Source organism: Dyadobacter endophyticus (genome assembly GCF_014641595.1).
GTDB lineage: Bacteria > Bacteroidota > Bacteroidia > Cytophagales > Spirosomataceae > Dyadobacter > Dyadobacter endophyticus.
The window spans coordinates 18,835-39,733 of the sequence record NZ_BMIA01000005.1; the positions used below are offsets into that span (position 1 = coordinate 18,835).

22 protein-coding genes are annotated in these 20,899 nt (G+C 48.5%); 17 read left to right on the plus strand and 5 right to left on the minus strand.

Annotated features, from left to right (window positions below):
* Positions 1 to 7: 7 nt before the first annotated feature.
* The gene (locus tag IEY24_RS26960; RefSeq protein WP_188938423.1) at positions 8 to 553 is read left to right on the plus strand and encodes a DUF4136 domain-containing protein; all 546 of its coding nucleotides are present in this window, start codon (positions 8 to 10) and stop codon (positions 551 to 553) included.
* Positions 554 to 622: 69 nt separating this feature from the next.
* Here IEY24_RS26960 and IEY24_RS26965 read toward each other — a convergent pair whose 3' ends face one another.
* Positions 623 to 925, minus strand: a complete 303-nt coding sequence (locus IEY24_RS26965; RefSeq protein ID WP_188938424.1) for a YtxH domain-containing protein — start codon at positions 923 to 925, stop codon at positions 623 to 625.
* 113 nt (positions 926 to 1,038) lie between these two features.
* On the opposite strand from IEY24_RS26965, the gene IEY24_RS26970 reads away from it, so the two are divergent.
* Positions 1,039 to 2,133, plus strand: coding sequence for a WD40/YVTN/BNR-like repeat-containing protein (locus IEY24_RS26970; RefSeq protein ID WP_229223241.1), 1,095 nt, complete (start codon positions 1,039 to 1,041; stop codon positions 2,131 to 2,133).
* 17 nt (positions 2,134 to 2,150) lie between these two features.
* Here the strand turns inward: IEY24_RS26970 and IEY24_RS26975 are convergent, their stop codons facing one another.
* Positions 2,151 to 3,158, minus strand: a complete 1,008-nt coding sequence (locus tag IEY24_RS26975; protein ID WP_188938425.1) for a YpdA family putative bacillithiol disulfide reductase — start codon at positions 3,156 to 3,158, stop codon at positions 2,151 to 2,153.
* A 125-nt stretch (positions 3,159 to 3,283) separates the two neighbouring features.
* Here IEY24_RS26975 and IEY24_RS26980 point away from each other — a divergent pair, with 125 nt between their 5' ends.
* The 9 genes from IEY24_RS26980 to IEY24_RS27020 all read left to right on the plus strand — a co-directional run bounded on the left by IEY24_RS26980 (position 3,284) and on the right by IEY24_RS27020 (position 14,705).
* Positions 3,284 to 4,288 (plus strand): aminodeoxychorismate synthase component I, encoded by a 1,005-nt coding sequence (locus IEY24_RS26980; RefSeq protein ID WP_188938426.1) that lies wholly within the window; start codon positions 3,284 to 3,286, stop codon positions 4,286 to 4,288.
* Positions 4,275 to 4,868, plus strand: coding sequence for an aminotransferase class IV family protein (locus tag IEY24_RS26985; protein WP_188938427.1), 594 nt, complete (start codon positions 4,275 to 4,277; stop codon positions 4,866 to 4,868). The genes IEY24_RS26980 and IEY24_RS26985 overlap by 14 nt, the downstream gene beginning before the upstream one ends.
* Before the next feature lie 41 nt (positions 4,869 to 4,909).
* Positions 4,910 to 7,405, plus strand: coding sequence for a replication restart helicase PriA (gene priA / locus IEY24_RS26990; protein WP_188938428.1), 2,496 nt, complete (start codon positions 4,910 to 4,912; stop codon positions 7,403 to 7,405).
* A gap of 29 nt (positions 7,406 to 7,434) precedes the next feature.
* Positions 7,435 to 8,874, plus strand: coding sequence for a pyruvate kinase (gene pyk / locus IEY24_RS26995; RefSeq protein ID WP_188938429.1), 1,440 nt, complete (start codon positions 7,435 to 7,437; stop codon positions 8,872 to 8,874).
* 153 nt (positions 8,875 to 9,027) lie between these two features.
* Entirely contained in the window at positions 9,028 to 9,651 is a 624-nt protein-coding gene (locus IEY24_RS27000) for a Uma2 family endonuclease (protein ID WP_188938430.1), read from the plus strand.
* Positions 9,652 to 9,803: 152 nt separating this feature from the next.
* Positions 9,804 to 10,178: a BlaI/MecI/CopY family transcriptional regulator gene (locus tag IEY24_RS27005; protein ID WP_188938431.1), complete on the plus strand. Its 375-nt coding sequence runs from the start codon at positions 9,804 to 9,806 to the stop codon at positions 10,176 to 10,178.
* A 14-nt stretch (positions 10,179 to 10,192) separates the two neighbouring features.
* The gene (locus IEY24_RS27010; protein ID WP_188938432.1) at positions 10,193 to 11,794 is read left to right on the plus strand and encodes a M56 family metallopeptidase; all 1,602 of its coding nucleotides are present in this window, start codon (positions 10,193 to 10,195) and stop codon (positions 11,792 to 11,794) included.
* A gap of 21 nt (positions 11,795 to 11,815) precedes the next feature.
* Entirely contained in the window at positions 11,816 to 13,624 is a 1,809-nt protein-coding gene (locus IEY24_RS27015) for a TonB family protein (protein ID WP_188938433.1), read from the plus strand.
* A 52-nt stretch (positions 13,625 to 13,676) separates the two neighbouring features.
* The gene (locus IEY24_RS27020; RefSeq protein WP_188938434.1) at positions 13,677 to 14,705 is read left to right on the plus strand and encodes a Gfo/Idh/MocA family protein; all 1,029 of its coding nucleotides are present in this window, start codon (positions 13,677 to 13,679) and stop codon (positions 14,703 to 14,705) included.
* Positions 14,706 to 14,786: 81 nt separating this feature from the next.
* Here IEY24_RS27020 and IEY24_RS27025 read toward each other — a convergent pair whose 3' ends face one another.
* The 3 genes from IEY24_RS27025 to IEY24_RS27035 all read right to left on the minus strand — a co-directional run bounded on the left by IEY24_RS27025 (position 14,787) and on the right by IEY24_RS27035 (position 16,649).
* Positions 14,787 to 15,179, minus strand: coding sequence for an ExbD/TolR family protein (locus IEY24_RS27025; protein ID WP_188938435.1), 393 nt, complete (start codon positions 15,177 to 15,179; stop codon positions 14,787 to 14,789).
* A 57-nt stretch (positions 15,180 to 15,236) separates the two neighbouring features.
* Entirely contained in the window at positions 15,237 to 15,917 is a 681-nt protein-coding gene (locus tag IEY24_RS27030) for a MotA/TolQ/ExbB proton channel family protein (RefSeq protein ID WP_188938436.1), read from the minus strand.
* A 120-nt stretch (positions 15,918 to 16,037) separates the two neighbouring features.
* Entirely contained in the window at positions 16,038 to 16,649 is a 612-nt protein-coding gene (locus tag IEY24_RS27035; RefSeq protein ID WP_229223243.1) for a Uma2 family endonuclease, read from the minus strand.
* 140 nt (positions 16,650 to 16,789) lie between these two features.
* Between IEY24_RS27035 and IEY24_RS27040 the strand changes: the two genes are divergently transcribed.
* The 6 genes from IEY24_RS27040 to IEY24_RS27065 all read left to right on the plus strand — a co-directional run bounded on the left by IEY24_RS27040 (position 16,790) and on the right by IEY24_RS27065 (position 20,892).
* Positions 16,790 to 17,260 carry a hypothetical protein gene (locus tag IEY24_RS27040; RefSeq protein WP_188938437.1) on the plus strand — a complete coding sequence of 157 codons (471 nt, stop codon included), beginning with the start codon at positions 16,790 to 16,792 and terminating at the stop codon, positions 17,258 to 17,260.
* Positions 17,257 to 17,913 (plus strand): hypothetical protein, encoded by a 657-nt coding sequence (locus IEY24_RS27045; RefSeq protein WP_188938438.1) that lies wholly within the window; start codon positions 17,257 to 17,259, stop codon positions 17,911 to 17,913. The genes IEY24_RS27040 and IEY24_RS27045 overlap by 4 nt, the downstream gene beginning before the upstream one ends.
* Before the next feature lie 103 nt (positions 17,914 to 18,016).
* Positions 18,017 to 18,412: a hypothetical protein gene (locus IEY24_RS27050; RefSeq protein WP_229223245.1), complete on the plus strand. Its 396-nt coding sequence runs from the start codon at positions 18,017 to 18,019 to the stop codon at positions 18,410 to 18,412.
* A gap of 121 nt (positions 18,413 to 18,533) precedes the next feature.
* Complete coding sequence (locus IEY24_RS27055) at positions 18,534 to 19,364, plus strand: MbnP family protein (protein ID WP_229223247.1); 831 nt, start codon at positions 18,534 to 18,536, stop codon at positions 19,362 to 19,364.
* A 17-nt stretch (positions 19,365 to 19,381) separates the two neighbouring features.
* Entirely contained in the window at positions 19,382 to 20,515 is a 1,134-nt protein-coding gene (locus IEY24_RS27060; RefSeq protein WP_188938439.1) for a cytochrome-c peroxidase, read from the plus strand.
* On the plus strand, positions 20,515 to 20,892 hold the full coding sequence (locus IEY24_RS27065) for a hypothetical protein (protein WP_188938440.1): 378 nt from the start codon (positions 20,515 to 20,517) through the stop codon (positions 20,890 to 20,892). The genes IEY24_RS27060 and IEY24_RS27065 overlap by 1 nt, the downstream gene beginning before the upstream one ends.
* Positions 20,893 to 20,899: the final 7 nt, after the last annotated feature.

The window sequence follows — 20,899 nt, forward strand, 5'->3', positions numbered from 1 at the left end:
CGCTGTTATGAGAAATCTACCGGCACTGGTCTTTTTGTGCTCCACCTTTTTGATTACCGCGTGCAGCTCTTCCTACAAACTCCTGAAAGTCAAGAAAGAAAACACCTTCAAGCTTGCCGACTACGCGACCTACGGCTTCTATGACATCGAAGCGACTGGCGATACCGTTTCTAAAAACTTCGAAAAGAATGTGAATATCATCCGGGAAGCCATTGCTAAAAACCTGCAATCCCGGGGATTGGACGAAGCACGCGACCCGGGACTAAAAATTAATATCGCATTGAATGTACGGGAACAATTGCAAACCCGACAGACGGACTTCCGCACCGACGGGCTACCGCGTTACATGGGCCAGCGACGCTATTCCTGGAAAAGTGAAGAAGTAGTGACCGGCAAATACCGCGAAGGTACGATCGTGATCGACCTAGTGGACGCTGCCAACAACAGGATGGTGTGGCAAGGGGGTGCGAGCGGCATCATTCCTGAGAAAACGAAGAATTTCACGGAAGATATTAATCGGGTAATCGGCGAAGTTGTAGCCAAAATACCCTGATTAAAGGCAGCAAAAAGGGTCGCTTCGTTATCGGAAACAACCCTTTCAATGTAGTCAATATCGGAGTTACTAAACATTATTGTTGACCACGCTGCGAGCTTTTTCACTCACATTGTCGGCCAGGCCGTTAGCTTTATCTTTTGCAGTACTTACATTCTTCAAGAACCCGTCTTTAAGCTTGTCGGCCAGGTGAGAAAGCTCTTCAAGGCTTTTTTCATACGTGTCCTTCGCATTTCCACCAAGGTCGTTCGCCTTATTTTTGATCAATTTGCGGGTTTCTTTGCCATTTTTTGGAGCTACCAAAAGGCCAATCGCAATGCCGGTCAGCAATGCTCCGATCGAGCCAATCAAAAATTTTTGGTTCTTGTTCATATGAATTCCCTATTTTGTGTTGATAAAACATTAGAACTGAAAAATAATAAAATACTGTGCCACTTCGCAAACCAGCGCCCCGATTTTACGTGAACGGCCTTTTTGCTGTCACAATGCTATTGACGATTTTCCTGACAGCGACAGCAAGCCAGGCGCAATGGAAAGTCATCGATATCAAAACGAAGATCCATATGCGCGCAGTACATGCGGTATCACCAACAATCTGCTGGATCGGCGGCACACGGGGCACTGTTTTGAAAACGACCAACGGCGGCCACACATGGATAACCTACAAAGTCGCCGGCGCCGATTCGCTCGATTTTCGCGACATTCATGCATTCGACAAACAAGTTGCGATCGCGATGAGTGCAGGCGAATCTGAGAAGGATAAAGCTAAAATTTACAAGACCGAAGACGGCGGAGAAAGCTGGAAGCTTGTGTACCAAACTACACAAAATGGGGTTTTTCTGGATGGAATCGACTTTTGGGATAAAAATAAGGGAATTTGCCTCGGCGACCCGACGCAGGGGAAACTATTCATTTTGACAACTGATAATGGCGGTAACACCTGGCAGGAACTACCACTCGACAAGCGCCCGGCAGCCGAACCCGGCGAAGCATGTTTCGCCGCCAGCGGCAGCTCCATTCTTGTTAACGGCAAAGGAACCGTGTTTATCGGAACAGGCGGAAGTAAGATGGCCCGGGTATTCCGTTCAGAAGATTATGGCCAGAGCTGGCAGGTTTCCTCCACGCCGCTGGCAGCCGGCCCGACAAGCGGCATATTCGGATTAAGGTTTTGGTCTAAAAAGAATGGTATTGCAGTAGGTGGAGACTATAAAAAAACAACAGACTCGACACAAAACGTGTTGCTGACCAATGACGGCGGCATTACCTGGACATTATCCGGCATGACAAAACCCACCGGTCTCAAAGAATCCGCAGCCGTTTATCACAAAACCAACGCCACCTGGAACGGCGACACGCAGATCCGATCCGACAACTACGCGTTGGTAGCCTCCGGCCCTTCCGGCAGCAGCGTCTCACTGGACCGTGGCAAAAGCTGGATTTCACTCGGCACCGAAGGTTTCCACGCACTGAGCTTCGCAGGAAACGTAGGCTATGCCGTCGGAGCGAATGGTTTGATTGGTAAAATCGAGAAAATTTCCTCTAAAAAGAAAAGGAAGAAGCTGATTTTGGTAGACGGATAATTAGCGGCCGGGGCGTTTTAAATTCGAGCAATCAACTCATTAACCTTCCGGACTTCGCGGCCTGCCAAATGATCAGCAATAGCCGCCGCATGCTCACGGCCGTTCTCTATAAAGACCTTTTCCGTAAAAACACCAGCAAGCACAGTCCCGCAGAGGTAAAGGCCTGGCACATTTGTCTCAAAAGTCTCCGAATCATACTCCGGCACTTTCGTAACCGGATTGAGTGTTACGCCGCAACGCGCCAGCAAATGCTCATCCGGCAGGTAACCTACCAGCAGGAACACGAAATCAGCCGGCAACCACTCCTGCTCGCCGGTTTCAATGTTCTCTATCAGCAAACGCCCCGGCTCGATCGCACGCGTAACCGAGTTGAAACGCGTATGAATCTTCCCTTCCTTCACTCTATTCTTCACATCCGGCACGAGCCAATACTTGACCTTTGTGCGGAAGTCGGCCTCCTTATGCACGATCGTCACTTTTGCATCGTGACGATACAGCTCCAAAGCTGCTTCGACCGACGAATTGGAACCGCCCACCAGCACCACATTGGTATAGGAGTATTTAAATGGCTCATCATAATAATGCGAAACGTGTGGCAGGTTCTCGCCCGGTACATTCAACATACGGGGCACATCGAAATAACCCGTGGCCAGGATCACATTTTTCGACTGGAACACCTGTCCATCATTCGAATAGGTAAGAAAAGTGCCGTCGGCCTGTTTCTCGCTCCGGTCGACATCTACAAATAGCCTGAAATTCAAATGATAATACCCTGCTACCTTCCGGTAATATTGTAAAGCCTCATTGCGGTTGGCTTTTACATCCGAAATCGCGAACGGTATACCGCCTATTTCGATATTTTCGGCAGTGGAAAAAAACTTCATCCGCCGTGGATACCTGCGGATCGATTCGGTAAGGTTTCCCTTTTCGAGGATCAGGTAATCGAGACCGCTTTTGGCCAGCTCGATACCCATTGCGAGGCCGCAAGGGCCGCCTCCGATAATAATTGCGTCGTAAATGTGCATCGTTTGAACCGACGACCCTTTGCTACCGGCCGTCCTTAGTGTTTTAACCCTCTAATTTAGCTATTGGTTTCTGAACTTTGTAAATTAGCCAACTGTTCAAAAAGTCTGATAATACCTTTTTAAGCTTGGAAAACGCGGCAGGGGACTTTACGGAGAAACTGAATGAATGGGGCAAAGCCAAAACCCCGTTCTTTTTTTTGGTGGACTACCAATTTCAAAAACCGCAGGCCTGGCAACTCGACGAGCTCGATCCAAACGAGATTCTCTTCAATCTGAATGGTTTTTCCAACGACGTTGCTCTTCTTCGCGACGAGCTTCCCGAGCACATTCAGTTCGACAAACATCCGCTTTCCTTCGAGGCATATCACGCCAAATTTGATTGCGTATTACGCCATTTGAATGCCGGAAACTCATTTCTGGTCAACCTTTCGGTGCCCACGCCGATCGACACCAACCTGACGCTCGAACAGATATTCCGGCACAGCGAAGCGCCTTACCGGGTGCTATTCAAAAACAGGTTTGTTTGCTTTTCTCCTGAGTTATTTGTCCGCATTCAGGGCAACCGCATTGCCTCATTTCCGATGAAAGGCACCATTGATGCTTCGATACCAAACGCGGAACAAGTAATTCTTTCGGATGATAAGGAAGCCGCCGAGCACGCGACGATCGTCGATTTGATTAGAAACGATTTGAGTATGGTGGCCGAAAAAGTGTGGGTGGAACGCTATCGCTACATCGACCGCATTCAGACTTCTGATAAAACGCTTTTACAAGTTAGTTCCGAAATTGCAGGGATACTTCCGGCCACCTTTGACGGTCAGTATGGCGATCTTTTGAAAAAATTATTACCCGCAGGTTCTATTACCGGCGCGCCGAAACCGCGTACGCTGGAAATCATTCAGGAGGCCGAGGAGTATAACCGTGGTTATTACACGGGCATAATGGGTTATTTCGATGGAACGAATTTCGAAAGTGCCGTAATGATCCGGTTCATCGAGCAGCAGGAAGACAGATTGGTTTTTAAAAGCGGTGGCGGCATTACTGCGCGGAGCAATGCATCGAGTGAATACCAGGAAATTGTCGATAAGGTTTATCTCCCATTTAGCTACGCCCCGCATGCTGTGCTTTGAAACGATCTGTGTCGAAAACCGGCAATTGAAAAACCTGTCGTATCACGAAGCACGCCTGAACAAAACCCGACAGGAACTTTGGGGTTGCATGGATGACTGGGACCTGGCCGGGCTTCTGCAAATACCCGATCACGTCGATGACAGCATGCACAAATGCCGTTTGGCTTATGATAAAGAGATCGACAATATCCAATGGGAACCCTATTCACGGCGCACGATCCGCAAGATTCGGCGGGTGTACGACGACGAGATCGATTACCAATATAAATATGATAACCGCGACGCGCTGAATGCACTTTTTGCACAGCGCGGGGATGCGGACGAAATACTGATTATTAAAAAAGGGCTGGTAACCGATTCCAATTATTGCAATGTCGCATTCTTCGACGGCAGCGATTGGCTGACACCCGCAACCCCGCTCCTGCCCGGTACACAACGCGCGCTCCTGCTCGATCAGGGCATTATCAGGTTGGCAGAAATCCGGGAAAGTGATATTGCCAAATTTCAGAATATCAGGCTTTTCAATGCAATGGTCGACTGGGCGCATGCCGCTTCGCTCGATGTTTCATTGATTGCTTGACCACAAATTGCGAACTTGCGCCGAATTAAAGAATTGAGCCAATGACCTCCTTGTTTGAGGAAGAAACTACCTTTTTTGCCGACCTGATTCTCCCGGTACCGATTCCAAGCCTGTTTACGTACCGCGTACCACGGGAAATGGCCTCGCTCATCAAGGTGGGCGCAAGGGTGATCGTACAGTTTGGTCAAAAAAGGGTCATCACGGCCGTGGTGGCGCAGCTGCACACAAATCCGCCCGTAAAGTATCAGGCCAAATACATTCTGGAATTGCTGGACGAGCAGCCGATCGTGACCGCACATCAGCTTGAACTTTTCAATTGGGTAGCTGAATATTACCTCTGCAATATCGGCGAAGTGATGAATGTCGCATTGCCCGCCGGACTGAAAATCACCAGCCAGTCGCGCATTCAGTTAAATCCTGAATTTGAATATGAAGACCTGCTCACCGACCAGGAGCATCTGGTAGTTGAGGAGATCAAGAAGCACCAAACCCTTTCTTATGGAGAAGTGGAAAGGCTTTTGCAGAAATCGAATATAACTTCCATTATCAAATCACTCGTCGGGAAGCGGGCGGTGATATTGTATGAAGAAGTCAAAGAACGCTACAAACCGAAAGTTGCTAAGAAGATCAGGCTGACGGCTGCTTATACTACGAATGAAGCGCTTTCAAAGTTGGCAGCCGATCTTGACAAGACCCCAAAACAGCAGGAAATCCTTTTGAAATACCTCAGCTTCATACCGGTTTACAATAATCCGGATTTGAACGCCAAGGGTCTGGACAAATCGATATTCAGCCAGGATGACACCATTTCGGATGCCTCTTTGAATACCCTTGTCAAGAAAGGCATTTTCGAGCAGTTCGAAATATTTGTCTCCCGTTTCGAGGACATTCCTATGGGCAATATGGGCAACATTACGCTCACCGAAACGCAGGAAGAGGCTTCCCGGCAAATCCACGAGCTGTTCGCGGAAAAAGAGGTAGTGCTACTCCACGGTATTACCGGCAGTGGTAAGACGGAAGTTTACATCGAACTTATTAAACAAGCGCTCGAAAGTGGCTCGCAGGTATTATTCCTGCTTCCCGAAATTGCGCTGACGACCCAGATCGTCATCCGCCTGCGCAAAGTGTTTGGCGATGCAATGGGTATTTACCATTCCAAATTTTCGGATAACGAGCGTGTGGAAGTCTGGAAGGGCATTCTGGATGGAAAATTCCAGTTTGTTGTGGGCGTGCGGTCGGCTATTTTCCTGCCGTTTGATAATCTGGGACTGATCATCGTGGACGAAGAGCACGAAACGTCCTACAAACAACACGACCCCGCCCCGCGTTACAACGCGCGTGACGTAGCCGTGATCATGTCGTACATGCACAAAGGCAAAACGCTGCTCGGCTCGGCGACACCGTCGCTTGAAAGCTATTTTCACGCGCAAAGCGGCCGGTATGGGTTGGTGGAGATGAAGCAGCGTTTCGGAAATGCCGCATTACCCCGCTTTGAACTGATCGACACCAAGAAGGAAAAGCGGCAGAAGCAGATGAAGAATGAGTTTTCTTCTGTGCTGCTCAGCCATTTGGAATACAACCTTAAAAACAAGGAGCAAACAATCCTTTTCCAGAACCGACGAGGTTACTCGCCTTATTTGCAATGCGAGGAATGCAGCTGGATTTCCGAATGTGCCAACTGCGACGTGAGCCTTACCTACCACATGAAGGCGCGCGAGCTTCGCTGCCATTATTGCGGGCATAAGGAGGAAGTGCCTCGTACTTGCCCGCATTGCGGGTCACCCAAGGTCAAAACGATGGGGTACGGTACTGAAAAAATTGAGGAGGAAATCAATGTAATGTACCCGGAGGCGCGGGTGCAGCGGATGGACCTCGATACGACGCGTGCCAAGAATGCCTATCAGCAGATCATCCAGGATTTTGAAGAAGGCGGGATCGATATATTGGTGGGCACGCAAATGGTAAGCAAGGGGCTCGACTTCGATAATGTAAGCGTGGTGGGCATTTTCGACGCCGACCGCATTATCCACTTCCCCGAATTCCGCGCTTCCGAACGTGCGTTCCAAATGCTTACGCAGGTGAGCGGGCGCGCAGGCAGGCGGGCCGACAAGCCCGGGAAAGTTTTGATCCAAACGGCAAATCCTTCTCAGCCGTTGCTCGAAAAAATCATTAATAATGATTATGAGGGCATGTACGAGGCCGAAATCGCGGAGCGCGAGAAGTTTAACTATCCGCCGTTCACCCGGCTTATCAAGGTTACGGTGAAGCATGTCGACGAGGGAACTTCGAACCGCGCCGCGAAAGTGCTGGCTGAAAAACTGACGGCCCATTTGGGTGCCAGCAGGGTTCTCGGGCCCCAGCCGCCACTGGTCGAAAGAGTAAGAAATCAGTTTTTGTTCGATATTCTCATCAAACTTGAACGAGAAAAGATTAATTTTAAGGCGGCAAAGTCATTTATACAGGAAAAAGTAATTGACATTCTGACTGACAAGACGCTAAAAAGCATCCAGGTAATAATCGACGTGGATTGTTTATAAAAACATCATTTTTACTGCACATTAACTTTATGTCTTCCAAAAAAACCAGAATTGTTGCAACCGTAGGCCCGACCTCGGAATCGAAAGAAACATTATATGCATTGGCCAAAGCAGGAGTGAACGTATTCCGTCTCAACTTCTCCCACGGCTCCCACGCTGACCATCTGGAAAGACTCACCAACATCCGCGAGATCAACGAAGAGCACGGCCTTAACCTGGCTATTCTTCAAGATTTGCAAGGGCCAAAGATCCGTATCGGTCTGGTGGCGGAAAAAGACGGCGTTCTGATCGAATCAGGTAAGAAACTGATCCTTTCAAATACCGAAGTGCTGGGTACTGCCGAGAAAGTAAGCACACCTTACGACGGAATGTACAATGATGTAAAGATCGGCGACCGGGTGTTGATGGACGATGGTAAACTGGAAGTATTGGTAACCGGAATTGACGGTACGGACGTAATCACAGAGGTAATCTATGGTGGCTTACTGAAATCCAAAAAAGGCGTAAACCTGCCTAATACGCGCGTTTCGATGCCTTCGGTAACACAGAAAGACTGGGAAGATCTGGATTTCGGCCTTGAAAACAATGTAGAATGGATCGCATTGTCGTTCGTCCGCACAGCTGACGAAATCACAAAAGTGAAGGAATATATCGCCAGCAAAGGCAAATTTGCCCGCGTTGTAGCGAAAATTGAGAAGCCTGAGGCGATCGTAAATATCGATGAGATCATCGAAGCTACGGACGGTATCATGGTAGCCCGCGGTGACCTCGGGGTAGAACTTCCTGCCGAAGAGGTTCCGATGATCCAGAAAATGATCGTGGAGAAATGTAACCGTGCCGGCAAGCCTGTAATTGTGGCTACGCAAATGCTCGAATCCATGATCGAAAGCCCTCGCGCAACCCGCGCCGAGCTGAACGACGTGGCTAACTCGGTACTAGATGGTGCCGATGCGGTAATGCTTTCGGCTGAAACTGCTTCCGGTAAATACCCACTTCTGGCTGTGGAAAGCATGACCAGAACCATTGAAAAAGTGGAGGCTAACAGCAAAACCATCTATTTCAGACACCATGCTGCCGTTAACGACTCCCCAGGCACCTACAAGCTGAACGACAACGTAGTAATGAGCGCTTGCCGTCTGGCACGTGACACCCAGGCTGCGGCGATTATCGGCATTACACGCTCAGGCTATACTTCATTCCGCTTGTCGCACCACCGTCCGAAAGCGAATCTGTTGATCTTCACATCGAACCGGATGCTGATGAACCAGCTTGCATTGTACTGGGGTACGAAAGTATTCTACTACGACCGCGACCAGGGCGTTTCTACCGACGATCTCATCGAGGACATCAAAACATTCCTCGTTGAAAAAGGCGAATTGCAGAAAGGCGACGTGTTCATCAATACACTGAGCATGCCGGTTTCGAGACAGCGCAAGACGAATACTGTGAAGTTGAGCGTGGTTGAATAGGCAATTTAGATATCATAATGCAAGGGCGACGGGATTTGATTCCGTCGCCCTTTGTTTTTGCAGATTGCTCATTGAGCGTGTCACCTTGTACATTAGGTTGAATATCAACGTCCATTTTTTGTATATTCGATAATGGGCTAACCGATCCAAACTATGATAGCTTCATTGAGACCAGGCTTCGACATCCCCGAAAATGCCTTAGAAGAAAGCATTCCAACATCACTGATCCGCGAGATCATTGATGGGAAGCCTTACTACTTCAAAGGCTACCCAGAGGTTCTTGCAGGTAATAAAGATGCAGAAGGTGTTATGGGTTGCTCTACTTTACAAGCATTTATCGTCACTTTTCTGGTACGTGTTCTTCTTCGTTCGATCGACGAGAATCAATACTTCATTGCCACCAACGAGCCTGGTCTGCATATTGACAGAAAAAACAACCTCGTGTCGGATTTTATGGTTTTTGATTACAATATTCTTACGATAGACCAGATCAACCTGAATTATGCACAAGTTCCGCCCGCAATGTGTATTGAGGTTGACACGCGTGTAGAGTTGCAAGATGCTACAGAAAGCGAATATGTGACTTTGAAAACCATGAAACTCCTGGAATTCGGAGTAGCGAAAGTGCTATGGTTCTTCACGGAAACGAAAAAAGTGATGATTGCTACGCCTGGTAGTTGGACAACTTTTGACTGGAACCACGAGGTAGTATTAATGCCAGGAGCGCTGTGTAACATAGGTCAATATCTTCGTCGCAAAGGCTCAAAATATGCGTAACATAGAACATTGAAAATCAACCCCAACCGTCACCACTCCCGTGACGGTTTTTATTTTTTTACAATAACTAATAAAATAGTTTTGAAACTAACAAAATAGTAATACATTTGAATTACCCATTACTTATAACCCATTTTTAAAGAAAGAACACTATGGAAATCCGTAACCTGACGAGGGCCGAGGAAGAGGTCATGAGAATTCTCTGGCAGCTGAAAAAGGCGTTTGTGAAAGACATTCTTGCCGAAATGCCCGAGCCAAAACCGGCCTATAATACCGTATCGACCATCATCCGTATTCTGGAAAAGAAAGAGGTCGTTGGCTATAATGCCTACGGCAAGACACACGAATATTATCCGCTCATCTCCGAAGAGGAATATAAACGCCACGAAATGAAGCAGTTGATGGTCAACTACTTCAATAACTCGCTCCCTAACCTGGTTTCTTTTTTTGTAAAGGATAATGACCTGAACACCAAGGATCTGGATGAAATCATGAAGCTGATCAACCACCATAAAAACGACCAGTAAACCGTCTGTTAGCCATGGAAAATTTCATATATATCGGCAAGGTGAGCCTTTACTGGGTGATGTTGTACGCTTGCTACTGGGTGATGCTGCGCAAGCATACGTTCTTTCAATGGAACCGCTGGTACCTGATCGGCTCTCTCCTGATTGCCTTTGCCTTGCCGGAGATCATTTATCCATCGGCGGCACCCGAGCTGCCCGTGATCTACGAAATGAGCGCTTCGACGTTCGCAGTGATTAAAGAGGCCCCGAAAGAACGGGAAAGCTGGACCTGGGTGCAAATTCTGACGACGATCTATACCGCAGGACTGGCTGTATCCGCTGCGCTACTGGCCCGCAACATCGCCCAGCTCGTAAAATACCTTCGCTCAGGCGAGCTTATCGAGCTGGAAGATTGCACAGTGATCCTGATCGATTCCAACGAGGTCGGCTCTTTCTCATTCCTGAAATGGATTGTCATTAACCGCAACGACTATGAAAACCACTTCGACGCTATTCTACGGCACGAGATGGTGCATACGCAACAGCGGCATAGTCTCGATATTCTGTTGATAGAAATACTGCGAACTGTTTTCTGGTTCCACCCGGTGCTGCTGCTGTACAAGCGGTCGCTGCAAGAAATTCACGAGTACCTGGCCGATGCGCAAGCCCCGAATCGTGAGTATTATGCCCAATTCCTCGTCGCATATGCGCTCAATGCGCCTGTCGCGTCGCTGACTAACCACTTTTTCAAACCATCTCAGTTAAAAAACCGCATCCAGATGATCTATAAGAATCGCACATCCAAATGGATGCTGGGCACCTACGTGGCTGCTGCAACAATGATCGGAACCAGCGCACTGCTTGTCGCTGGTTGTGAAAGCCAGGTTTCGAAAGAAAATGAGGCAATAAGAACGGGGGAACGTTTAGAAGCCAGCCCTGTTTTAGAGGCCGTCGAAGTCACACCGGAATATCCCGGTGGCAATGCGGAGATGTTCAAATTCCTCGGCCGGAATATCAAATACCCCACACGTGCTTCCAAAGCTAATGTACAAGGCAAAGTCTTTGTCAACTTTGTGGTGACTTCTGCGGGCGACATCCAGGACGTCAAAATTCTGAAAGGCATTGGCTTTGGGTGCGATGAAGAGGCACTCCGCGTAGTCTCCAAATTCCCTAAATGGACTCCGGGTAAGCAGGACGGAAAATCCGTCAGTGTAAAATACACGGTCCCCATCAATTTCCAGCTGGCGGAAGAAGGCGAAGACACGACCACCGACAAAGAGTCCACAGTTGTCGGTTTCAAAAAACCAGTTGCTCAGACATTTGAAGCGCAGCCAGTTGCGCAACAGAACAATACCGAGGTGCCGCTGCGCGCTGAAACTTTCGAAGACAGAACCACCCTCACCGTGGGAGAAGGATCGGATGCCAAAATACAAATTCGGGGAACATCCGGACCGTTTACGGCAGAAAATCAGCCACTTTATATTTTGAACGGCGAAGTAATGGATGGTCTGTTACTAAATACAATAGACCCTAACACGATAAAGAGTGTCAGCGTCCTTAAAGGTACAGAGGCTACTACAATCTACGGTTCAAAAGGTGCGAAGGGCGTCGTCTCCATCAACACCAAAGACAAATAACAACCTGAAACGCATCCCTGCATGGAAACGCTCCTCTATCTGGCAAAAGTCAATGCATACTGGTTATTGTTTTATGCCTGCTATTGGCTTTTGCTTCGAAAGCATACTTTCTTTCAATGGAACCGGTTCTACCTGCTGGGCACGTTACTGATTGCATTGGCATTACCTGCGATCCACGTTGCAGAACCGGTTACGACCATCTACGTGCCGGAAACTGTATACCAGAAAGCCACCATCTCAGTAGCCGTAATTGCAGACAAAGCACCGGAAACGGGCATTCATATATGGCCCTGGATTGCCGGGCTGTATGCGGCCGTCGCGCTGGCGTTAACCTGGAAATTCGCTTCGGACATTCTCAGGCTTGGTAAAATGGCCCGCCGGAGCGAAAGAATCGATATGGGTTATTACACATTACTTATGTTGCCGGAAAACGCCGGTAGCCGAGGCGGAAGCTCGTTTTCTTTCTTTCGCTGGCTATTTCTAAGCCCTCATGACTACCGGCATAATCCGGACGCGATCATCCGGCACGAGTACGAACATATCCGGCAATGGCACACTGCGGATGTCCTGTTGATCGAGCTACTGAAAATAGGCTTCTGGTTTAACCCGGTTGTGTGGCTATACAAGCGCTCCATTGAAACCGTACACGAATACCTGGCCGATCAGCCTGTTCCGGACCGAAACGATTATGCGTCATTTCTGGTCGCATATGCCATGCGCAGCCCGGACATTGCCATTGCCAATCATTTTTTCAATTCCTCATTGCTAAAACGCAGGATTCAGATGATTTACAAAAAACGTAGTTCACGGTGGTTACTGACCAAGTATTTGCTGATTCTACCAGTAGTGGCGTGTTCGGTTGCCATCACGGCTTCACGTTCGCCATTGCAGGCCATCGGTAAGTTGAGAGCGGAAGTTGAACAGACCATTCGCGTAAGAGGCCTCATTGCCGACGAAATCGACGGGCCGGTCGAGGATGCTACCATCATCATTGCAGGGACAACCCGCGGCACAACCACGGATCGTCACGGTCGTTTTGAACTACATAATGTGCCGGCCAATTCCAGGCTCGTGATCACGCACGTTGCCTATGAAACGCAGGAATTTAAGCTGACCGACAATAATCAGGAGCTTGGGCTGATCATCAAAAAGGCCGTAAACCAAATCACGGGGCCGGTAATCGTCGGCCAGCCAATAACCGGCGACCATACCGTTACGTCTGTACCAAATTCTTCCCCAACCAGCGATGATATGAAGGTTGTCGAGCAACAACCCTCATTTCCCGGCGGAAGGGAGGCATTGATGCAATATTTGCTTCAAAACCTGCAATACCCGGAAACTGCACGCAAAACAAATGTGGAAGCGATCGCGCTGGTGTCTTTCACTGTGGATAAAAACGGCGATATCCGTAACGCCAAAAGCCTTAAGGAGATTGGCTACGGTATTGACAAGGAAGCACTGCGTGTCGTAAATGAGATGCCAAAATGGAATCCGGCGGTGCAGAACGGCAAGACGGTTGAAATGGAGTATACCCTTGAAATTGACTTTAAAATTGAGAAGGATAATCAGGACAAACGTCAGGGCTTTCTGGATTTCAATACAAAAGGCACATCTACTCTTCCCAAAATGGACGAGATTGGCGCCTTCCTCAATGGGACGCTAAATCCCTCTGCCGCAGGAAAATTCACTGAAGTTGCGTACGGGGGAAAATGGAGTCTCATTCCAAGAACCACGAACAAGGGATATGTCGATGAAAAATCCGGCAAGGCCAGGTTTTTCAATTACGGCGGCATTTACCTGAATCAGAGCCCACCGGTCGATGGAAGGTAGAACCAAATAATTGCTGATATTTGGAAGTATAATTAACCGATTCTTCCCATTCATGTCAGTACTGAAAGCTGCCATCATCGGCGGCGGGCACATTGCCGACCAGAACCACCTTCCGGCATTAGCCCAATTATCCGATCGCGTCAAGGTCATTTCGATATGCAGCCGCGACATTCATAAAGCCCGGGCGCTGGCCGACAAGCATGGCGTACTGTTTGCGTACGACAGTCCCGATGAAATGTACCGGAGCGAAGGTAAACCCGACATTGTCGTCAACTGCACGGCTAACACCCTGCATTACCCATTCACCATGCAGGCGCTCGAAAACGGCTGTCACGTTTTTTGCGAAAAACCACCTGCGATGAACGCCCGCGAAGCACGCGAAATGGCCGACCTGGCCAAAAAGAAGGGCTTAACGTTGGCGTACAACTTCCAGCGCCGCCATGCTCCGGAATATACGACTTTGAAAAACTATCATGCCCTTGGCAACCTCGGCGACATTTACCACATCAAAGCCAACTACCTGCGCCGTCGCGGTATTCCGGGCTGGGGCAATTTCACCAATAAAACCATTCAGGGAGGCGGAGCGCTGATTGATCTAGGCGTGCATATCCTCGACCTTGCATTAGGTTTAACCGGGTATCAGCATCCCTCCCGCATTGTGGCTAATACCTATGATTTTATTGGTAAAACCGGCGGAAAGGGTCTGAAAGGCGCATGGGACCCCGCTACTTTCGAAGTGGAGGATGCCTGTTTTGCACATCTGTCGTTCCCCGGCAATGTGAGCATCGCATTATCCACATCATTTGCGCTGAATATGGAGCAGGAGGAGGCCATCAATCTGGAAGTTTTCGGCACAAAAGGCGGAGCCAAATTATTCCCGCTCTCGGTACACACCGAAATAGCAGGCGAGCTGGCTGATATCCGGTTCCCGCATTTAGGCAACATCGACGTTCAGTTACAAAACACAACTGCATTCATGGACCTTTGCGACGGTAAACAGGCCAACATCTGCGACGGAGCGCAAGGCGCCATCCTGCAATCCGTTGTGGAGCAAATCTACCAAAGTGCCGCCGACCACTAAAACGGAAAAAGGGTTTGAAGATCAAGAACCTTCAAACCCTTCCTTTCCTCCTTCCTCCCTCTTCCCTTTACTCCCTAAAATCTATTTGGCCGTAGCCATCACCATTTTGATATCGTTCTTGGCGCCCAGTTCGAGCACATCCACCAGGTCCTGCACGGCGAGGTTCTTATCTACCCGCAATACAATTGTCTTTTCTTCCACATTGGCAAAAATATTCTGTAATTCAGCTTCCAGGCGATCGAACGGGATTGGCTCCTTATCGATAAAATAAGCCTTTTTGTCATCCACCGACAGCGTAATCTGCTTCTTGTACATCTGCTGGGTAGCCGATGCTTTCGGAAGCATCAGTTTGATCACGTTCGGATTGGACATCGTGGAGATGATCAAAAAGAACAGCAGCAGAAAGAACATAATATCGTTGAGCGAGTGCGTGAACACCTCCGGGGCAAACCGGCTCTTCCGACGTATTTTCATATTGGAAATGAGTTGTTGACCTGCCAAATCCAAAGACCTGCCAGGCTTGTAAATTATCTATTTTGCAGCCACAGGCTTTTGAAGCACATCCAGAAAATCAGAAGCAGCCATTTGCAGGCGCAATGCAAAACGGTCGATTTTCATATTCAGCAAGTGGTAGCCCGCATAGGCGATCAGACCGATGATCAGACCGGAACCGGAGGTGATCATTTTCTCATACATACCGCCCGCGATGGTGCTGATATTAAAGTCGTTGGAGATCGAAATATCGTAGAAAATACGGATGATACCTGAAATCGTACCCACAAACCCGAGCATCGGCGCGATACCCGCGATCACCCCGAGGTAGGGCAGGTTACCTTCCATGCGCTGGATCTCGATCTGGCTGGCATTTTCGATCGTTGTTTCAATGTCTTTAATCGGATAACCAATACGACCGATCGCTCTTTCAAGAATGCGGCCCGCAGCGTTACGCTGGTTTCTGCAAAGTGACTCCGCCGATTTCAGGTTTCCCTGCTGGATAAAATCCTTGACATTGTCCACAAATTGCGGCTCGATTTTACCGTTGGCACCGATTCCAAGGAAACGTTCGATGATGAGGAACAATGTAGCCAGGAACAACAATCCGAGCGGCAACATTACCCACCCCCCTTTGGCGAGCAGATCAATTACAGAAAGGCCCTGCTCAGCGACGGGTGCAGCCGCAGTAGAGTCAGTAAGTGCTTGCAGAAGCATCATATCAGAAATAAAAAGTGAATGGTTAAGCGAATGAAACAGAGGTCGATTCTATTCAAAAACGATTTTGATCTTAAACGGAGCAAAAAGCCCCTTATTGTTCAAAGGGCAAATATAGGAAAATTACTCTTTGGGCGCGGGAAAGAGGCCGCTTACATTCTCAGTACCGTCGTAAAGATCGGCCATTTGCAGCGTAGCGCCGATTGTTTGAATGGTGATAGAATCATTTAAAGAAAAAGCGTCGTCGGCAAGGAGCCACTGATTGTTCACAGTCCGCCGCCACACCTCCACTTCTATACTCAGTGAATTGATGATCACATATTCCTGCAAACTTTCGATGTCACGATACAGTCTGAATTTTTTGCCACGGTCGTACTCACTCGTAGACGGTGAGAGGATTTCAAAAATTACCGATGGATTAGTGATTGTATTACGATCAAGTTCTGCATGCTTTTTCGGCCCACACACAATCATAATATCGGGATAAGTATAAAGCGAATTCGATGGTATATGAATCCGTTGATCGCTCGAACAACTTTTGCACGATTTTGCTTTCAAAAAAGGGTGTATCAACCCCACAACATTATCGTTGATAAAATTATGGTTCGGCGCAGCCCCAGCCATCATGACGATCTTCCCCTGAAAGAATTCACTCTTCTCAGAGGCGTCGTTTTCAAGCCGGAGATATTCCTCTTCTGAGTACATGGTCGGGCGTAAAAGTGCTAATGTTGTCATAGTGTGTTTTTCTCAAATATACCTACAATACTGTAAATCTGCTCCCAATAAAAAGAGCGATTATCCTGCGGCGGGCAACGCTCCTTGAAGAAATTGTGTCTCCTGGAAACATACTCCCCCGGATCTTCATGAAATATTTGATGTCGATAATTCCAGTGTCTGTATCGCTCTTGCTTCTCGGCTGTGTCTTCTGCGGTCCACAGCGCGAACTGACAATTGTCGTAAGCTCCACAAATACATTTCTGGACTCTGCTAAGGTAGACTCCATATTCGCGCTGAATGCCTTGGATTCAAAGGGACAGCTCGTATCCAAAAATATTACAGGAATACAAGAATTCCCGATTTCCCTGCGGGCGGATAGCACTACATATGTATACACGTATGAAGGCAGTAAAAAAACCGCTGACACCCTGACAATCTTTTATGAACGGGAATTCCGCTATAAGGGTGATTGCGGATTTGTAGTGAATGCCAATAAACCGCGGGATGGCCGCACGCATCGGTCGACATTCGAAAAAGTGGAGGTGCGGTATGGCACCTACGTCGCACCGAATAGCTGGAAGGTTGGCGCGCAGGATACTTCCACAGGGATTTATGTCGAGATCAAATGATGAAAACACTCGCCGCTCTCATCACCATCGTCTCGCTGGCGTTTACAACCTACGCCCAGGAGGACAGCACCAGAGGCCGCTACCTTGGTCTTGATGTGATCAACAGCGTACCCACGTATGTCCTGCCCAATTGGTATTACATTCGAAAAACGATCGTCATTGAGCCCTACTATCGGTTTGATATCAAAAAGCCGGACGCAAGTATTGTGATCGGTGCAGGTTTTGCAAAAGGTTCTACCCATCAATACGATGAATTCAATCCGTCCCAGAGTTTCCGGGGGGCTTATTTCCGGGCCTCATACGAGTTCAAATACCGCCCCCGGTTTATCAGCGTCGGTTATGGCCCTATCATCTCATTTGCCGGGTACAATGGGAAGTTTCGGTTTGAAGGGCCTACATTTGGCGATTATGAAGGTTCTTTCCAGGAAAGGAATAATGTCGCAATAGGCTGGGAAGGCTATATTGCTTACGACCTCAAACTAAGCCGTGACCTGTCTCTCCGGTTTTTACTGCGAAACGTAATGGGTCGGCGGACCAAAGCCTCCGTTTATGTGCAGTATTACCCGGGTTTCGGCTATACACCGCCAGTGCTCAATAACCGTTTTCTTTACTCCGGAGGTCTTTCATTTCAGCTTTATTACAAATTACGCTAGTGAGTGATGTATCCTCATAAAGAAAAACATCTTTTCTAACCTTTTCGTCAATACCTTTGCATGATCGAATACCACTTAAACCGGCCCCTTCGTTTCTGATATTGTGAGAAATTCTGCGAAACAATGGATATCCCTCAGCCTGCTTGGCCTCATGCTGGTCAAAGTGTGGGTGATTCCTTTGTTATACCTGGATTTTGAAATCAGGCGTGAATACATCGTCGCGAACCTTTGCGAAAATAAAAACCGGCCGCAGCTGCATTGCGACGGCAAATGTTACCTTGCCAAACGCATTGCTTCGCTCGATGAGCACGAAAAAAGGCAGGCCGAAAAAAGCTATATGTCGCGGCTGATCGACCAGGTGATGGACCAGCGCGCGGTTTTCTCCTTTACCAAACAACCGGTTGGGATCGAATTGCTGCCGCGGGCAGTTTTCGCCCTCGCCCCCAGCTTCGCACCCCGCGTCGCGGTGGACGATATTTTTCATCCCCCGCTCGTCTGATTTAGCATAAAATCGCCCCGTTTGCAGTTCTATTACTAGTTAGAACAGATTCTGTTTGCAATTTTGTCGGCTTAAAGCACGCCTATTTACTGCGTGTAAATTCTTATTTTACAAAATACACATGATGAAAAGAACATTTTCATGGCTGTCGGCATGGGCGCTTGCATCCGGGCTACTGATGGTTTCATGCTCTTTCCCGGACGAAAAAGACGATACCGACCCCATCGAAACCGGCACCATTCAGTTGCAATTCGATAATATCGTGGGCAACCAGGATTTGCAGCTCGACAGCACCAGATACGTCAATGCCGCGGGCGAGGACTTCACGGTCAGCAAGCTGAATTACTATATTTCGAATATCAAACTCACCAGGATCGACGGTCGCGTGTTTACGGTGCCGCAGGATTCAAGCTATTTCCTGATTCGCGAGGCGAATTCCGGATCGCAAAAGCTGACGATCCGGAACGTGTTGACGGGCGATTATACCGGTATAGAATTCATGGTGGGCATAGACAGCCTGCGCAGTGTGATGGACCCATCCCAACCCGGGCGCAAGGGAATTCTCGACAAGGATACAGGCCCAACCAACGAGGAAGCAATGTACTGGGACTGGAATCCAGGCTATATTTTTCTGAAACTGGAAGGTGCTTCCGATTCGGCAACAACTGCCAATGGTAAATACTATTACCACATCGGCGGTTTTGGAGGCAGAACGGAAAAGACGCTCAACAATCTCAAAACCATCAAACTGAATTTCCCTGGCCAGAAGGCGATCGTTACGACGAGCATTGTTTCCAATGTACTTATCCAGGCCGATATCCTGAAAATTTTCAACGGCCCAACGCAGTGGAGCATCAAGAAGAGCTCCGGCGTAATGTTTTCCGACTCTTCGAAGATCATCGCCGACAATTACGCCGGTATGTTTAATGTCAAAGAGATAAAAATCAATTAATCGCACAAGCAACCGAAATGGGGAGGGTTACAGGCATAATGAGCTTTTTGGCGGCGTTGCTGGCGTTGGCGGTCTCTTGCAAAAAGAGCAGCACCGATGATCCGGAACCTAAGCCATCGGACAATACGCCTACTCCATTGCAATGGACAAAACCTTCCTATTTCCCCGATCCGGTTTATGATTTATCCAAAAATCCGCTGACTGTCGAAGGTGTTGAACTTGGGAAGTTCCTGTTCTACGATGGCATTCTTTCCCGCACGGACAATATTGGCTGCGGGACATGTCACCAGCAGCAGGCCGCATTCACGCACCACGGCCACGATCTTAGCCATGGGGTGGACGATAAGATCGGCACACGTAATGCACCCTCGGTACAGAATATGGCCTGGAACACTTCCTTCTTCTGGGATGGCGGTGTGCATGATCTGGATATGGTGCCGCCGGTGCCCATTCAGAACAAGGTGGAAATGGACGAGCGCGTTTCCAATGTGATTGAAAAGTTGAAGAAAACGCCGGTAGCTGGTGCCGCCAAGCAGGTGGATTACCCTAAAATGTTCAAAGCTGCATTCGGTAGCGATAGCATCACAGCCGACCGTATGATGCAGGCCCTGTCGCAGTTTATGATGACGATGGTTTCGGCCACATCCAGATACGATTATTTTGTAAGAGGCGACGCTTCCGCGCTGACTGCGCAGGAGAAGGATGGTTTAAGTATTTTTAAACAAAAATGTGCTTCCTGCCACGCCGGAGAGCTTTTTACAGACCAGAAATTCAGAAACAATGGCCTGACACCCAACCGGATAAACGACCAGGGCAGGTATGCCATTACTTTGAATGCCGACGACCGGCTGAAATTCAAGGTACCAAGCCTGCGCAATGCGGGACTGACGGCGCCTTACATGCACGACGGCCGTTTCACGACACTGGAACAGGTGCTCGATCATTATGCGAACGACAAACCCGGCAGTAAAGACAGCATTTACGTTTCCCCGACTTTGGATCCGCTGCTCAATGCCGCAGGTCAGAAACGCGGGATCAGCCTGACAAGCGCAGAAAAGCAATCGATCATTGCATTTTTGAGAACATTGAATGACGACGATTTTATCAAAGACAAACGGTTTTCCGACCCCGGCGTAGGGACCGCTTTTTAATGCGCTCGTTCATAGCCTACATATTGCTTGCAGCTATTATGCTACCCACGCTCAGCCCGTGGGGTACGATCGCGTATTTCAAACTGAACCGGGAATACATTGCCAAGGTGCTCTGCGAAAACCGTAAGCGCCCCGAGCTGCGTTGCGACGGTAAATGTTACCTGGCTAAAAAACTCAAACAACAACAGGACAAGCAGGATAAGGAAACTTCCCAGAAGGTTCATAATATGCCTGTTATCCAACTCTTTACACCGCAATCCTACTTTTACAATTTTGACCCGGAGGTCACAGTGTTCCGTGAACCGGTTCGTTTCTTCCACCAATTGCTTTTCTACGCCGCCCCGGTCGGCAAACTGCTGCGTCCGCCCAGGAGATAAGATTCAC

Bases quoted from the DNA above. Each gene is read 5' to 3' on its own strand.
- IEY24_RS26960 (WP_188938423.1), top strand. From the start codon at position 8: ATGAGAAATCTACCGGCACTGGTCTTTTTGTGCTCCACCTTTTTGATT.
- IEY24_RS26965 (WP_188938424.1), bottom strand. From the start codon at position 925: ATGAACAAGAACCAAAAATTTTTGATTGGCTCGATCGGAGCATTGCTG.
- IEY24_RS26970 (WP_229223241.1), top strand. From the start codon at position 1,039: ATGCTATTGACGATTTTCCTGACAGCGACAGCAAGCCAGGCGCAATGG.
- IEY24_RS26975 (WP_188938425.1), bottom strand. From the start codon at position 3,158: ATGCACATTTACGACGCAATTATTATCGGAGGCGGCCCTTGCGGCCTC.
- IEY24_RS26985 (WP_188938427.1), top strand. From the start codon at position 4,275: ATGCTGTGCTTTGAAACGATCTGTGTCGAAAACCGGCAATTGAAAAAC.
- priA (WP_188938428.1), top strand. From the start codon at position 4,910: ATGACCTCCTTGTTTGAGGAAGAAACTACCTTTTTTGCCGACCTGATT.
- pyk (WP_188938429.1), top strand. From the start codon at position 7,435: ATGTCTTCCAAAAAAACCAGAATTGTTGCAACCGTAGGCCCGACCTCG.
- IEY24_RS27000 (WP_188938430.1), top strand. From the start codon at position 9,028: ATGATAGCTTCATTGAGACCAGGCTTCGACATCCCCGAAAATGCCTTA.
- IEY24_RS27005 (WP_188938431.1), top strand. From the start codon at position 9,804: ATGGAAATCCGTAACCTGACGAGGGCCGAGGAAGAGGTCATGAGAATT.
- IEY24_RS27010 (WP_188938432.1), top strand. From the start codon at position 10,193: ATGGAAAATTTCATATATATCGGCAAGGTGAGCCTTTACTGGGTGATG.
- IEY24_RS27015 (WP_188938433.1), top strand. From the start codon at position 11,816: ATGGAAACGCTCCTCTATCTGGCAAAAGTCAATGCATACTGGTTATTG.
- IEY24_RS27020 (WP_188938434.1), top strand. From the start codon at position 13,677: ATGTCAGTACTGAAAGCTGCCATCATCGGCGGCGGGCACATTGCCGAC.
- IEY24_RS27025 (WP_188938435.1), bottom strand. From the start codon at position 15,179: ATGAAAATACGTCGGAAGAGCCGGTTTGCCCCGGAGGTGTTCACGCAC.
- IEY24_RS27030 (WP_188938436.1), bottom strand. From the start codon at position 15,917: ATGATGCTTCTGCAAGCACTTACTGACTCTACTGCGGCTGCACCCGTC.
- IEY24_RS27035 (WP_229223243.1), bottom strand. From the start codon at position 16,649: ATGACAACATTAGCACTTTTACGCCCGACCATGTACTCAGAAGAGGAA.
- IEY24_RS27040 (WP_188938437.1), top strand. From the start codon at position 16,790: ATGTCGATAATTCCAGTGTCTGTATCGCTCTTGCTTCTCGGCTGTGTC.
- IEY24_RS27045 (WP_188938438.1), top strand. From the start codon at position 17,257: ATGATGAAAACACTCGCCGCTCTCATCACCATCGTCTCGCTGGCGTTT.
- IEY24_RS27055 (WP_229223247.1), top strand. From the start codon at position 18,534: ATGATGAAAAGAACATTTTCATGGCTGTCGGCATGGGCGCTTGCATCC.
- IEY24_RS27060 (WP_188938439.1), top strand. From the start codon at position 19,382: ATGGGGAGGGTTACAGGCATAATGAGCTTTTTGGCGGCGTTGCTGGCG.
- IEY24_RS27065 (WP_188938440.1), top strand. From the start codon at position 20,515: ATGCGCTCGTTCATAGCCTACATATTGCTTGCAGCTATTATGCTACCC.